The sequence below is a fragment of the Streptomyces endophytica genome (assembly GCF_026153355.1).
GTDB classification, from domain to species: Bacteria; Actinomycetota; Actinomycetes; order Streptomycetales; family Streptomycetaceae; genus Streptomyces; species Streptomyces endophytica.
In genome coordinates this window covers 5,034,969-5,048,751 of sequence record NZ_CP110636.1, presented here as the reverse complement: position 1 = coordinate 5,048,751, position 13,783 = coordinate 5,034,969, and the positions used below count along the sequence as shown (strand labels likewise).

Sequence of the window (13,783 nt, the reverse complement as noted above, 5' to 3'; positions counted from 1 at the left end):
CGCCTCACGCCCGGAAGACGTGCCGGCGGATCGCCGCGGCGTTGGAGAAGATGCGGATGCCGAGCACGACCACGACACCGGTGGAGAGTTGGGCACCGACGCCCAGCTTGTCACCGAGGAAGACGATCAGCGCCGCGACGACGACGTTCGACAGGAAGGAGACCACGAAGACCTTGTCGTCGAAGATCCCGTCCAGCATGGCCCGCAGACCGCCGAACACGGCGTCCAGCGCGGCGACGACAGCGATCGGCAAGTAAGGCTCGACCACCGTCGGCACCACGGGCCGAACCACCAGCCCGACCACGACTCCCACGATGAGGCCCAGTACGGCGATCACGATGTGCCCTTCCCTGTGTCGGTGCCGTCCGGCTTGGCGGCACCGGCCTGCGGCTTTGCGGTACGTACGATCAAGCTGGGCGCGGGCGGCAGCGTCAGCTCGCTCTCGGCGGAAATCCTGGCGCGGACGCCGTAGTTCTCCTGCAGAATGTGCAGGTACTGACCGTCGGCGCTGTCCTGGAACGCGGTGCTCAGCCGCTGCCCGTCCCCCACCGCCAGCACCGTATAAGGCGGCACCAGTGGCTTGTTGTCGACCAGTATGGCGTCTCCCGCGGCTCTGATCGCCGAGAGTGACGTAAGCCGCTGTCCATTGACGGAGATGGCCTCCGCGCCCGAGGCCCACAGGCCGTTGACGACGCGCTGCATGTCGCGGTCCCGCACCCGCCCGGTGTCCGAGAAGTCGCTGCTCTCCCGCGGCCCGCCGCCGCTGGACTCGGCCCCTTGGCGTCGTCCACGACGAGCTTCACGCCGGGCCCGGTGGCCTGCGTCGAACCGGCCAGCAGGGCGAGCAGTTCGGCCTTGCCCCCACCGTGCTGCTTCAGCGCCTCGCGCTGCATCCGGCTGACGTCGTCCCGCAGCGCGTCGACGCGCTTCTGCTGCCGGTCCGCCTCGCCGGTGCCCTTCTGGATGCGGTTGATCAGCTCCGTACGCTCCTTGGCGAGCGTCGGTGCGGATATCCGGGCCTGCGCCGCCCCGACGGTCACCACGAGCGCGGCCAGCACCAGACCGGCCGCGAGGCCCAACTTCGCCCGCAGGGTGCGCGGCAGACCGCGCACGCCGGCCTCGGACTTGCGCGCGGCCGCCTCGGCGTACCCGTCGTCGAGGCTGTGATCCATCACGTTGGTCAGCAGCGACATGGACGCGTCGGGGCGCGCGGCCGGTCTGTTCGGTGTGCTCCGATCGGGGCGCTGCTGCGACATGCCGCACATCGTCGCACGTCGGCTCGGCAGTCTCCCAATGGCCCCACCGGCGTGCCGATGCCCGGCCCGCCGGTGGGGTCCGGATCAGCGTCCGGCGCTGTCCACCACAGCCGCCCACTCGTCCAGCAGCTGCTGGGCGGAGGCGTCGTCCGGTCCCTCCGCCCACAGGTGCGTGACCGCCTCGGCCGGGTCGGGCAGGACCAGGATCCAGCGGCCGTCGGACTCCACGACCCGGACGCCGTCGGTGGTGTCCACGTCGCGGTCGCCGGCCGCCTCGACGACGTGCCGCATGACCAGGCCCTTGACCGCCCAGGGGGTGGCCAGGTCGCGGCGCAGGACGTGGGCCCGCGGGATCCGCGCGTCGATCTGGCTGACCGTGAGCTGGGTGCGGGCCACCAGGCCGATCAGCCGGACGAAGGCGGCGGCGCCGTCGAAGACGCTGCTGAACTCCGGGATGACGAAGCCGCCCATGCCGTCGCCGCCGAAGACCGTGCCGTCCTCCCGGCCCACCCGGGTCAGGTCGTCGGGCGAGGTCGTCGTCCACTCCACCTGCGTGCCGTGGTAGGCGGCCACCTGCTCGGCGATCCGGGTGGTGGTCACCGGCAGCGCGACCCGGCCGGTGCGCCGCTCGGCGGCGATCAGGTCCAGCATGACCAGCAGCGCGCGGTCGTCCTCGATGATCCGGCCGCGTTCGTCCACGAGGGACAGCCGCTCGCCGACCGGGTCGAAGCGCACACCGAAGGCGGCCCGCGCCGAGGCCACGATCTCGCCGAGCCGGACGAGCCCGGAGCGCCGGGCGTCGGCGGTCTCGGTGGGCCGGGACTCGTCGAGACCGGGATTGATGGTCAGGGAATCGACGCCGAGCCGGCCCAGCAGGCTGGGCAGGACCAGACCCGCACTGCCGTTGGAGGCGTCCACGACGACCTTCAGCCCCGATTCGGCGATGCCGGTGGTGTCCAGGGACCGCAGCAGCGAGCCGGTGTACGAGTCGAAGACGCTGGCCGGGAACGCCAGGTCACCGATCTCGCCAGGGAAGGCACGGCGGTACTCCTGCCGGGCGAAGACCCGGTCCAGCTTGCGCTGCCCGGCCTGCGAGAGGTCGGCGCCCCGCTCGTCGAAGAACATGATGTCGACGGAGTCGGGCACACCGGGCGTCGTACGGATCATGATGCCGCCGGCGCTGCCGCGGGCGGTCTGCTGGCGGGCGACCGGCAGCGGGACGTTCTCCAGGTCGCGTACGTCGATGGCACTGGCCTGCAGTGCCGAGATCACCGCCCGTTTGAGGGCACGCGCACCACGCGAGTGGTCCCGGGCGGTGGTGACCGTGGACCCCTTCTTCAGCGTGGTGGCGTACGCGCCCGCGAGCCGCACGGCGAGTTCCGGAGTGATCTCCACATTGAGGATCCCGGTCACGCCGCGCGCGCCGAACAGATGCGCCTGGCCGCGGGATTCCCAGATCACCGAGGTGTTGACGAAGGCACCGGCCTCGATGGTCTTGAACGGATAGACCCGCACATTGCCCTGGACGATCGATTCCTCGCCGATGAGGCATTCATCGCCGATGACCGCGCCGTCCTCGATCCGGGCGGCCCGCATGACATCGGTGTTCTTGCCGATGACGCAGCCGCGCAGATTGCTCTGCTGCCCGAGATAGACGTTGTCGTGCACCACGGCCCGGTGCAGGAACGCCCCGCTCTTGACGACGACGTTGGAGCCGACGACGGTGTGCTCACGAATCTCCACACCGGCCTCGACCTTGGCGTAGTCACCGATGTACAGCGGACCGCGCAACACGGCATCCGGGTGCACCTCGGCGCCCTCGGCCACCCATACGCCCGGCGAGATCTCGAAGCCGTCGATTTCCACATCGACCTTGCCCTCGAGCACATCGGCCTGGGCCTTGACGTAGCTCTCGTGGGTGCCGACGTCCTCCCAGTAACCCTCGGCGATATAGCCGTAGATCGGCTTGCCTTCCTTCATCAGCTTCGGGAAGACGTCACCGGACCAGTCGACGGACACGTCCGGCTCGAAGTAGTCGAAGACCTCGGGCTCCATGACGTAAATGCCGGTGTTGACGGTGTCCGAGAAGACCTGGCCCCAGGTCGGCTTTTCCAGAAAGCGCTCGACCCGGCCGCCTTCGTCGACGATGGTGATACCGAACTCGAGGGGGTTGGGGACCCGGGTGAGGCAGACCGTGACGAGGGCGCCCTTTTCCTTGTGGAACCGGATCAGATCGGTGAGATCGAAGTCGGTGAGGGCATCACCGGAGATGACGAGGAAGGCGTCGTCCTTGAGGGCCTCCTCGGCGTTCTTCACACTGCCGGCGGTGCCGAGCGGCTTTTCCTCATTGGCATAGGTGAGCTCCATTCCCAGCTCTTCGCCGTCACCGAAATAATTCTTGACGAGCGAGGCGAGGAATTGCACGGTGACCACGGTCTCGTTGAGACCGTGCCGTTTCAGCAGCCGCAGGACGTGCTCCATGATCGGCCTATTGGCCACGGGAAGCAGCGGCTTGGGCATGCTGGACGTCATGGGGCGAAGGCGTGTTCCTTCGCCGCCGGCCATCACAACGGCCTTCATGTCGGAAGCGTCCTCCTCTGAGAGACGACGGTCTTGCCGACTTCACTCGCCCAGAGCGCCCGCTGTTCCTGTTCTTACCTACGGGCGCCGGGCCCTGGCACCATCTGCCGGTTCGAAGAGCTCAGTCGGCGGTGGCGTCCGCCCTGATGAGCCGGCGAACCTGGACCACGTAGAGGATCCCTGCCCACCAGTACAGCGCCGTACCCCATCCTGCGAACGCCCATCCGAAAACAGCAGCGAGTGAGTGAAGCCAGCCATCTCCGTCGCTCAGCAAGAGCAACGGGAAGGCATACATCAAGTTGAACGTAGCTGCTTTGCCCAGGAAGTTCACCTGGGGAGGGCCGTACCCGTGACGCCCGAGGATTCCCACCGCGATGAGGAGCATCAGTTCCCGCGCCAGCAGGGCAGCGGTGAGCCAGATCGGCAGGATGTCGCGCCACGTCAGACCGACGAGCGTGGACAGGATGTACAGGCGGTCGGCCGCCGGGTCGAGGATCCGGCCCAGCTTGCTGATCTGATTCCAGCGCCGGGCCAGCTTGCCGTCCAGATAGTCGCTGACGCCGCTCAGGGCGAGGACGAGCAGCGCCCAGCCGTTGGCAGCCTTCGGACCCCCGAATTCAGGCCACAGGATCAGCCACAGGAACAGGGGCACGCCGACGAGGCGAGCCATGCTCAGGATATTCGGGATGGTGAGGACGCGATCGGTCTGGACCCGCGTCTCCTGGACCTCCACCGCGGGGGCCTCCTGTGGGAAATGTGCCAACGATGCCCCTTGACCTTACCTGTCCCGACGACCGAGCCGCGCCGCGGGTCCCAAGATCACCGACAACGCAGAAAAGCCCCGCCGGAACCAATGGTTCCCACGGGGCTTTTCATAAAGTTAGTTCGGCGGCGTCCTACTCTCCCACAGGGTCCCCCCTGCAGTACCATCGGCGCTGAAAGGCTTAGCTTCCGGGTTCGGAATGTAACCGGGCGTTTCCCTAACGCTATGACCACCGAAACACTATGAAGTTAACCAACCGGAGCATGACTCAACGGTCGTTACTTCAGAACCTACACAGTGGACGCGAGCAACTGAGGACAAGCCCTCGGCCTATTAGTACCAGTCAACTCCACCGGTTACCCGGCTTCCATATCTGGCCTATCAACCCAGTCGTCTACTGGGAGCCTTACCCTCTCAAGGAGGTGGGAGCCCTCATCTCGAAGCAGGCTTCCCGCTTAGATGCTTTCAGCGGTTATCCTTTCCGAACGTAGCCAACCAGCCATGCCCTTGGCAGGACAACTGGCACACCAGAGGTTCGTCCGTCCCGGTCCTCTCGTACTAGGGACAGCCCTTCTCAAGACTCCTACGCGCACAGCGGATAGGGACCGAACTGTCTCACGACGTTCTAAACCCAGCTCGCGTACCGCTTTAATGGGCGAACAGCCCAACCCTTGGGACCGACTCCAGCCCCAGGATGCGACGAGCCGACATCGAGGTGCCAAACCATCCCGTCGATATGGACTCTTGGGGAAGATCAGCCTGTTATCCCCGGGGTACCTTTTATCCGTTGAGCGACGGCGCTTCCACAAGCCACCGCCGGATCACTAGTCCCTACTTTCGTACCTGCTCGACCCGTCAGTCTCACAGTCAAGCTCCCTTGTGCACTTACACTCAACACCTGATTGCCAACCAGGCTGAGGGAACCTTTGGGCGCCTCCGTTACCCTTTAGGAGGCAACCGCCCCAGTTAAACTACCCACCAGACACTGTCCCTGATCCGGATCACGGACCCAGGTTAGACATCCAGCACGACCAGAGTGGTATTTCAACAATGACTCCACACCAACTGGCGTTGATGCTTCAAAGTCTCCCACCTATCCTACACAAGCCGAACCGAACACCAATATCAAGCTATAGTAAAGGTCCCGGGGTCTTTCCGTCCTGCTGCGCGAAACGAGCATCTTTACTCGTAATGCAATTTCACCGGGCCTATGGTTGAGACAGTCGAGAAGTCGTTACGCCATTCGTGCAGGTCGGAACTTACCCGACAAGGAATTTCGCTACCTTAGGATGGTTATAGTTACCACCGCCGTTTACTGGCGCTTAAGTTCTCAGCTTCGCCATGACGAATCATGACTAACCGGTCCCCTTAACGTTCCAGCACCGGGCAGGCGTCAGTCCGTATACATCGCCTTACGGCTTCGCACGGACCTGTGTTTTTAGTAAACAGTCGCTTCTCGCTGGTCTCTGCGGCCACCACCAGCTCAGAGTGCAAGACTCATCACCAGCAATGGCCCCCCTTCTCCCGAAGTTACGGGGGCATTTTGCCGAGTTCCTTAACCATAGTTCACCCGAACGCCTCGGTATTCTCTACCTGACCACCTGAGTCGGTTTAGGGTACGGGCCGCCATGAAACTCGCTAGAGGCTTTTCTCGACAGCATAGGATCATCCACTTCACCACAATCGGCTCGGCATCAGGTCTCAGCCTTAACGTGTGACGGATTTGCCTACCACACGGCCTACACCCTTACCCCGGGACAACCACCGCCCGGGCTGGACTACCTTCCTGCGTCACCCCATCACTCACCTACTACAAGTCTGGTTCGTCGGCTCCACCACTCCCCTACGCTCCGAAGAGCTCAGGGCGGCTTCACGGACTTAGCATCGCCTGATTCAATGTTTGGCGCTTCAAAGCGGGTACCGGAATATCAACCGGTTGTCCATCGACTACGCCTGTCGGCCTCGCCTTAGGTCCCGACTTACCCTGGGCAGATCAGCTTGACCCAGGAACCCTTAGTCAATCGGCGCACACGTTTCCCACGTGTGTATCGCTACTCATGCCTGCATTCTCACTCGTGAACCGTCCACAACTCGTTTCCACGGCTGCTTCACCCGGCACACGACGCTCCCCTACCCATCACAGCAGACGTTGGTCCTAATGCTGCAATGACATGACTTCGGCGGTGTGCTTGAGCCCCGCTACATTGTCGGCGCGGAATCACTTGACCAGTGAGCTATTACGCACTCTTTCAAGGGTGGCTGCTTCTAAGCCAACCTCCTGGTTGTCTCTGCGACTCCACATCCTTTCCCACTTAGCACACGCTTAGGGGCCTTAGTCGATGCTCTGGGCTGTTTCCCTCTCGACCATGGAGCTTATCCCCCACAGTCTCACTGCCGCGCTCTCACTTACCGGCATTCGGAGTTTGGCTAAGGTCAGTAACCCGGTAGGGCCCATCGCCTATCCAGTGCTCTACCTCCGGCAAGAAACACACGACGCTGCACCTAAATGCATTTCGGGGAGAACCAGCTATCACGGAGTTTGATTGGCCTTTCACCCCTAACCACAGGTCATCCCCCAGGTTTTCAACCCTGGTGGGTTCGGTCCTCCACGAAGTCTTACCTCCGCTTCAACCTGCCCATGGCTAGATCACTCCGCTTCGGGTCTTGGGCACGCTACTCAACGCCCTATTCGGACTCGCTTTCGCTACGGCTTCCCCACACGGGTTAACCTCGCAACATACCGCAAACTCGCAGGCTCATTCTTCAAAAGGCACGCAGTCACGAGAACAAGGCAAGCCTTGTTCCGACGCTCCCACGGCTTGTAGGCACACGGTTTCAGGTACTATTTCACTCCGCTCCCGCGGTACTTTTCACCATTCCCTCACGGTACTATCCGCTATCGGTCACCAGGGAATATTTAGGCTTAACGGGTGGTCCCGCCAGATTCACACGGGATTTCTCGGGCCCCGTGCTACTTGGGTGTCTCTTAAACGAGCCGTTGACGTTTCAGCTACGGGGGTCTTACCCTCTACGCCGGACCTTTCGCATGTCCTTCGCCTACATCAACGGTTTCTGACTCGTCCCACAGCCGGCAGACTGCAGAAAAGAGATCCCACAACCCCAACCACGCAACCCCTGCCGGGTATCACACGTGACTGGTTTGGCCTCATCCAGTTTCGCTCGCCACTACTCCCGGAATCACGGTTGTTTTCTCTTCCTGCGGGTACTGAGATGTTTCACTTCCCCGCGTTCCCTCCACACTGCCTATGTGTTCAGCAGCGGGTGACAGCCCATGACGACTGCCGGGTTTCCCCATTCGGACACCCCCGGATCAAAGCTCGGTTGACAGCTCCCCGGGGCCTATCGCGGCCTCCCACGTCCTTCATCGGTTCCTGGTGCCAAGGCATCCACCGTGCGCCCTTAAAAACTTGGCCACAGATGCTCGCGTCCACTGTGCAGTTCTCAAGCAACGACCAGCCACCCACCACCCCAACCCGAAGGCTGAGTTCACTGGGGCCGGCATCGCGAAGGTCCGGACTCACAGTCCGTACCCTCAGATACCCAACAGCGTGCCCGACACCCTTGACCAACGAACCGCGTTCCACGCCGAAGCAGTACTAACGCTCGTTCTCTCAAGTGTGCCGAGTAGTCAACGTTCCACCCATGAGCAACCAGCATCAGACACTCGCTGATGTACTGGCCTCTGACCCGGACAAGTCCGAGTAAGAAGTGCTCCTTAGAAAGGAGGTGATCCAGCCGCACCTTCCGGTACGGCTACCTTGTTACGACTTCGTCCCAATCGCCAGTCCCACCTTCGACGATTCCCTCCCACAAGGGGTTGGGCCACCGGCTTCGGGTGTTACCGACTTTCGTGACGTGACGGGCGGTGTGTACAAGGCCCGGGAACGTATTCACCGCAGCAATGCTGATCTGCGATTACTAGCAACTCCGACTTCATGGGGTCGAGTTGCAGACCCCAATCCGAACTGAGACCGGCTTTTTGAGATTCGCTCCACCTCGCGGTATCGCAGCTCATTGTACCGGCCATTGTAGCACGTGTGCAGCCCAAGACATAAGGGGCATGATGACTTGACGTCGTCCCCACCTTCCTCCGAGTTGACCCCGGCAGTCTCCTGTGAGTCCCCATCACCCCGAAAGGCATGCTGGCAACACAGAACAAGGGTTGCGCTCGTTGCGGGACTTAACCCAACATCTCACGACACGAGCTGACGACAGCCATGCACCACCTGTACACCGACCACAAGGGGGACCCTGTCTCCAGGGTTTTCCGGTGTATGTCAAGCCTTGGTAAGGTTCTTCGCGTTGCGTCGAATTAAGCCACATGCTCCGCTGCTTGTGCGGGCCCCCGTCAATTCCTTTGAGTTTTAGCCTTGCGGCCGTACTCCCCAGGCGGGGAACTTAATGCGTTAGCTGCGGCACGGACGACGTGGAATGTCGCCCACACCTAGTTCCCAACGTTTACGGCGTGGACTACCAGGGTATCTAATCCTGTTCGCTCCCCACGCTTTCGCTCCTCAGCGTCAGTATCGGCCCAGAGATCCGCCTTCGCCACCGGTGTTCCTCCTGATATCTGCGCATTTCACCGCTACACCAGGAATTCCGATCTCCCCTACCGAACTCTAGCCTGCCCGTATCGAATGCAGACCCGGGGTTAAGCCCCGGGCTTTCACATCCGACGCGACAAGCCGCCTACGAGCTCTTTACGCCCAATAATTCCGGACAACGCTTGCGCCCTACGTATTACCGCGGCTGCTGGCACGTAGTTAGCCGGCGCTTCTTCTGCAGGTACCGTCACTTTCGCTTCTTCCCTGCTGAAAGAGGTTTACAACCCGAAGGCCGTCATCCCTCACGCGGCGTCGCTGCATCAGGCTTTCGCCCATTGTGCAATATTCCCCACTGCTGCCTCCCGTAGGAGTCTGGGCCGTGTCTCAGTCCCAGTGTGGCCGGTCGCCCTCTCAGGCCGGCTACCCGTCGTCGCCTTGGTAGGCCATCACCCCACCAACAAGCTGATAGGCCGCGGGCTCATCCTTCACCGCCGGAGCTTTCCACACGGAGGTCATGCGACCCCGTGTCGTATCCGGTATTAGACCCCGTTTCCAGGGCTTGTCCCAGAGTGAAGGGCAGATTGCCCACGTGTTACTCACCCGTTCGCCACTAATCCCCTCCCGAAGGAGGTTCATCGTTCGACTTGCATGTGTTAAGCACGCCGCCAGCGTTCGTCCTGAGCCAGGATCAAACTCTCCGTGAATGCTTCCGGGTACTCCCGGTGAACACTCGCGTTGAGCGGAACCAGAGGGAGGAATAATCCCTCGGTTCACAGCGTCCTCGCTGTGTTTTTCTTCAAAGGAACCTCGTCACCAGACCATCCGGTCCGGTAGACGGGGTATCAACATATCTGGCGTTGACTTTTGGCACGCTGTTGAGTTCTCAAGGAACGGACGCTTCCTTTGGATTCCCTCTCGGGTTTCCTCCGGGCGCTTCCCTTCGGTGTTTCACACTCTATCAGGCCTTTTCGGGCTTTCGAACCGCCGCTTTTCTGCAGGCATGCAGAATCACGCAATTCTTGAGTCGCGATCAAGACGCTGAGGAGTGCCGCCCACCTCAACCGGGCCGCAGTTGATTGCGACTGGCTGTCCGGGGCAGGTCTCAGACAGTACAGCTCTGCTGTGGGCGAGGCAAATCGATTCAGCGGGACTCGCGGGGTGCAACCGGCGTCTCTCATGCGGAACGGCCGATTCTTATGACTTACGCTCTGAACGGTGCGCCGTCCAGGACAGGTAGTGACGGCGGCCTGATGAATCTCCACCCCTGGGAGGCTTCCCATGACCACCGTGACGTCCCCGCTCGCAGGACGCGCCATCGGACTCGCGGCCGTGCCCGACCCGGTGTTCTCCGGAGCGATGGTGGGTCCCGGTACCGCCATCGACCCCGTCCGTGAGCCGTCCGCCGCCGTCTCCCCCGTGGACGGTGTTGTCGTCTCTCTGCACCCGCACGCCTTCGTCGTCGTGGACCCCGAGGGCCACGGCGTGCTCACGCACCTCGGTATCGACACCGTTCAGCTCAACGGCGAGGGCTTCGAGCTGCTCGTGAACAAGGGCGACAACGTGACCCGCGGTCAGGAGATCGTGCGCTGGGACCCCGCCGCGGTCGAGGAGGCCGGCAAGTCCCCGGTGTGCCCGGTCGTCGCGCTGGAGGCCACCGCCGACGCGCTCGGTGACGTGCGCGAGGACGGCGATGTGAAGGCCGGCGACCAGCTCTTCTCCTGGCAGTAGGCCGGGTGCCGTCGCGGACGGCAGCTACGACATTCATCGCGGCGGCCGGGCCGTCGCATCACAACCGGAGACGGGTGCAATGGAGACAACGCTGCGGGGCGTCGGGGTGAGCCACGGTGTGGCCATAGGCGAGGTGCGGCACATGGGCACGGCGGTGCTGGAGCCGCCGGCCAAGCAGATCCCGGCGGAGGAGGCGGAGCGCGAACAGGGGCGCGCCCGCCAGGCCGTCGAGGCCGTGGCCGCCGACCTGATAGCGCGCGGGAACCTGGCCGGTGGTGAGGCGCAGGCGGTGCTGGAGGCCCAGGCGCTGATGGCGCAGGACCCGGAGCTGATGGCGGACGTCGAGCGGCGGGTCGCGGTGGGCAGCACCGCCGAGCGGGCGGTCTACGACGCGTTCGCGGCCTACCGGGCGCTGCTCGCCGGTGCCGGTGAGTACCTCGCGGGCCGTGTGGCCGACCTCGATGACGTGCGGAACCGTATCGTCGCGCGGCTGCTGGGCGTGCCGATGCCGGGTGTGCCGGACAGTGACGAGCCGTACGTGCTGATCGCGCGGGACCTGGCGCCGGCGGACACCGCGCTGCTGGACCCGTCGCTGGTGCTCGGTTTCGTGACCGAGGAGGGCGGGCCGACCAGTCACAGCGCGATCCTCGCGCGGGCGCTGGGGGTGCCTGCCGTCGTCGCGCTGCCGGGCGCCGGTGAGCTGGTCGAGGGCACGGTGATCGCCGTCGACGGCAGCACCGGGGAGATCTTCGTGGAGCCGAGCCCGGAGAAGCGGGCGGAGCTGGAGCGGGCCGCGGCGGAGCGGAAGGCGGCGCTGGCCGCGTCGTCCGGTCCGGGGGCCACCTCCGACGGGCACAAGGTGCCGCTGCTGGCGAACGTCGGCGGCCCGGGTGATGTGGACGCCGCGGTCGAGGCCGGTGCGGAGGGCGTCGGGCTGTTCCGTACGGAGTTCCTGTTCCTGGACGACAGCAAGCAGGCGCCGTCCGAGGAGAAGCAGGTCGAGGCGTACCGGAAGGTGCTGGAGGCCTTCCCGGAGGGGCGCGTGGTCGTGCGCGTGCTGGACGCCGGTGCCGACAAGCCGCTGGACTTCCTGACGCCGGCCGACGAGCCGAACCCGGCGCTGGGCGTGCGGGGTCTGCGCACCCTGCTCGACCACCCCGAGGTGCTGCGGACGCAGCTCTCGGCGCTGGCGAAGGCCGCCGAGGGGCTGCCGGTCTACCTCGAGGTCATGGCGCCGATGGTGGCGGACCGGATCGACGCCAAGGCGTTCGCGGACGCCTGCCGTGAGGCGGGGCTGCGGGCGAAGTTCGGCGCGATGGTGGAGATCCCGTCGGCGGCCCTGCGGGCGCGGTCGATCCTGCAGGAGGTCGAGTTCCTTTCGCTGGGGACCAATGACCTGGCGCAGTACACCTTCGCCGCGGACCGTCAGGTGGGCGCGGTGTCGCGGCTGCAGGATCCGTGGCAGCCGGCGCTGCTGGATCTCGTGGCGCTGTCGGCCGAGGCCGCGAAGGCCGAGGGCAAGAGCTGCGGTGTCTGTGGTGAGGCGGCCTCGGATCCGCTGCTGGCGTGTGTGCTGACGGGTCTCGGTGTCACCAGCCTTTCGATGGGTGCGGCGTCTCTTCCCTATGTGCGGGCGACGCTGGCCAAGCACACGCTGGCGCAGTGCGAGCGTGCGGCGGCCGCGGCGCGCGCGGCGGACACCGCCGAGGACGCGCGGGCGGCCGCGCAGGCGGTGCTGTCCGGGGAGTGAGGCCGGGCGGCGCGCGGCGCCGCACGGGCCTGACGGCCGTCCCGCCCTTGTGGCGGGGCGGCCGTTCGTGTTTTCCAGCACCGGGGTGTTGCGGTGGCCGGTCAGGGGTGGCAGGGGTGGTCGGGCGGGGGTGTCACGGGCAGGCCGGGGGCGTAGTTGACGCCTGGTTCGGGCGGGACGGGCTCGCCGCTGTCGGCGTCGGTGCAGTAGGCGGTGAACACCTCGCCGGCGCTGAGGGCGTGTGGCCAGGCGTCGCGCAGGGACCAGCCGCGGACCGTGTCGCGGACCATGGCGCGGGGTGTCCCGTGGGATGCGTCGGTGGCCGGGGCGCGGGATGCGTCGGTGGCCGGATCGTGGGCGGTGTCGTGTGCGGTGTCGTCGGGGGCGGGTGTGGTGCGGGAGACGATGCCGCCGGGGGTGCGCAGGGCGAGGCCGGCGGCGAGGACCGTGCAGAAGACCAGGGCCTGGTGTTCGTCCAGTTGGGGGCGGGCGCCGGGGCTGCGGCCGGCGTGCAGGACGGCGAGCAGGGGTGGATCGCCGGCGGCGATGGAGCAGACGAGGTGGTGGGTGCCGTCGCCGAGGGCGTCGAGGAGGCGCTGGACGGCCTGGCCCGCGCGGGTGAAGGCGGCGTGGGCGAGGTCGGCGCCGCAGCTCTCGCAGCGGCCGGCGCGGGTGAGCAGGGCGGTGGCGTGGTCCCAGGTCGCCTGGCGGTCTGCTTCGGCGACGAGTAAGGGGAGGAGCTTGGTCAGCGGTTCGCCGTCGTAGGTGACGGTGGCGCCGGTGCGGGCCACTTCGGCGGTGTAGCGGCTGCGGCTGTCGGGCCGGTCGGGGTCCAGGGAGCGGTCGGCGCAGTACTGCGCGTAGGCGGCCGGGTCGAAGAGGCCGACGGTGGTGAGGACGCCCTGGCCGGCGAGGGTACGCAGCAGGGTCTCCATCTGGCGGAGGTAGCCGGCGTGGTCGTCGAACGGGAAGCTGGCGTACCGGCGCATGGCGGTGAAGTCGCGCTCGTCGGCGAGGACGGCGGCGGCACTCGGGATTTCGCGCCGCAGGCTGCGGCGGGCGGCGGCCGGGTCGGTGGGCCGGGATGTGGTGGTCATGGTTCCCCCTCGGGTGTCTCGGTCTGCGGTGGACGCCGGGCCGG

6 protein-coding genes, 3 rRNA genes and 1 pseudogene are annotated in these 13,783 nt (G+C 65.2%); 2 read left to right on the top strand and 8 right to left on the bottom strand.

The window, feature by feature from the left end; translation table 11 throughout:
- Positions 1-4: 4 nt before the first annotated feature.
- The 7 genes and pseudogenes from OJ254_RS22590 to OJ254_RS22560 form a co-directional block, all read right to left on the bottom strand.
- Positions 5-337, bottom strand: a complete 333-nt coding sequence (locus OJ254_RS22590; protein WP_003984969.1) for a small basic family protein — start codon at positions 335-337, stop codon at positions 5-7.
- Positions 334-1,265: pseudogene (locus OJ254_RS22585) on the bottom strand (DUF881 domain-containing protein). Before OJ254_RS22585 ends, OJ254_RS22590 begins: the two are co-directional and overlap by 4 nt.
- A gap of 75 nt (positions 1,266-1,340) precedes the next feature.
- Entirely contained in the window at positions 1,341-3,836 is a 2,496-nt protein-coding gene (locus OJ254_RS22580; protein WP_265363792.1) for a mannose-1-phosphate guanyltransferase, read from the bottom strand.
- A gap of 121 nt (positions 3,837-3,957) precedes the next feature.
- A complete protein-coding gene (clsA, locus tag OJ254_RS22575; RefSeq protein ID WP_261952845.1) occupies positions 3,958-4,569 on the bottom strand; it encodes a cardiolipin synthase ClsA in 612 nt (203 codons plus the stop codon).
- Positions 4,570-4,719: 150 nt separating this feature from the next.
- A 5S ribosomal RNA gene (gene rrf, locus OJ254_RS22570) occupies positions 4,720-4,836 on the bottom strand.
- A 76-nt stretch (positions 4,837-4,912) separates the two neighbouring features.
- A 23S ribosomal RNA gene (locus OJ254_RS22565) occupies positions 4,913-8,033 on the bottom strand.
- 306 nt (positions 8,034-8,339) lie between these two features.
- Positions 8,340-9,868 (bottom strand): 16S ribosomal RNA (locus OJ254_RS22560).
- Together the 16S, 23S and 5S rRNA genes form the textbook arrangement of a ribosomal RNA operon.
- A 574-nt stretch (positions 9,869-10,442) precedes the next feature.
- Here OJ254_RS22560 and OJ254_RS22555 point away from each other — a divergent pair.
- Together OJ254_RS22555 and ptsP are read left to right on the top strand one after the other, a co-directional pair.
- Positions 10,443-10,892 (top strand): PTS sugar transporter subunit IIA, encoded by a 450-nt coding sequence (locus tag OJ254_RS22555; RefSeq protein WP_261952844.1) that lies wholly within the window; start codon positions 10,443-10,445, stop codon positions 10,890-10,892.
- Positions 10,893-10,971: 79 nt separating this feature from the next.
- Positions 10,972-12,642, top strand: a complete 1,671-nt coding sequence (gene ptsP / locus OJ254_RS22550; protein WP_261952843.1) for a phosphoenolpyruvate--protein phosphotransferase — start codon at positions 10,972-10,974, stop codon at positions 12,640-12,642.
- 101 nt (positions 12,643-12,743) lie between these two features.
- Here ptsP and OJ254_RS22545 read toward each other — a convergent pair whose 3' ends face one another.
- The gene (locus OJ254_RS22545; protein WP_265363791.1) at positions 12,744-13,739 is read right to left on the bottom strand and encodes a hypothetical protein; all 996 of its coding nucleotides are present in this window, start codon (positions 13,737-13,739) and stop codon (positions 12,744-12,746) included.
- Positions 13,740-13,783 lie beyond the last annotated feature (44 nt).

Coding starts and splice junctions, on each gene's coding strand:
- OJ254_RS22580 (WP_265363792.1), bottom strand. CDS start 3,836: ATGAAGGCCGTTGTGATGGCCGGCGGCGAAGGAACACGCCTTCGCCCC.
- ptsP (WP_261952843.1), top strand. CDS start 10,972: ATGGAGACAACGCTGCGGGGCGTCGGGGTGAGCCACGGTGTGGCCATA.
- OJ254_RS22545 (WP_265363791.1), bottom strand. CDS start 13,739: ATGACCACCACATCCCGGCCCACCGACCCGGCCGCCGCCCGCCGCAGC.
- OJ254_RS22555 (WP_261952844.1), top strand. CDS start 10,443: ATGACCACCGTGACGTCCCCGCTCGCAGGACGCGCCATCGGACTCGCG.